We start from the raw sequence: 639 nt of genomic DNA, 5'->3' as shown, positions 1-639 counted from the left end.
GACTCCACATGCGCCGAATGCGAGGCATAATCCACCTCGATCCGCTTGGCCCGCACCCCCTGCCCTTCGCAGTGCGCCAGCAGCTCATCGATGGCGTCCACATCACCCGACACCACCGTGGATGCGGGACCGTTCACCGCCGCGATGGACAGACGACCCTCCCAACGGGTCAGCAGCTCCCCCACCCCGGCCGAACCCAACGGCACCGACGCCATCCCACCACGCCCCGCCAAAGCGACGATCGCCTGACTACGCAACGCCACCACCCGAGCGCCGTCCTCCAACGACAACGCACCCGCCACCACCGCAGCCGCGATCTCACCCTGCGAATGCCCCACCACCGCAGCCGGAACCACCCCCAGCGAACGCCACACCCCCGCCAACGACACCATCACAGCCCACAACACCGGCTGCACCACATCCACCCGATCAAAACCCGGCTGACCATCCTCACCACGCAACACACCCGTCAACGACCAACCCACAAACGGAGCCAGCGCCGCCTCACACTCAGCCATCCGCGCCGCGAACACCGGCGAACCCTCCAGCAGCTCCACCCCCATACCAAGCCACTGCGACCCCTGACCAGGAAAGACGAACACCGTCTTACCGGCCGAACCGGCCACCCCCTGCACCACG

Annotated in this window: 1 protein-coding gene; it reads right to left on the bottom strand. The window is 67.3% G+C overall.

The window, feature by feature from the left end; genetic code table 11:
- Positions 1-626 (bottom strand): acyltransferase domain-containing protein (locus E1267_RS43925; RefSeq protein WP_342774970.1); only part of this gene is annotated, 626 nt, incomplete at its 3' end.
- Positions 627-639 lie beyond the last annotated feature (13 nt).

This window comes from Nonomuraea longispora, assembly GCF_004348345.1.
Lineage (GTDB): Bacteria > Actinomycetota > Actinomycetes > Streptosporangiales > Streptosporangiaceae > Nonomuraea > Nonomuraea longispora.
This window is presented reverse-complemented; position numbering and strand designations above follow the sequence as displayed.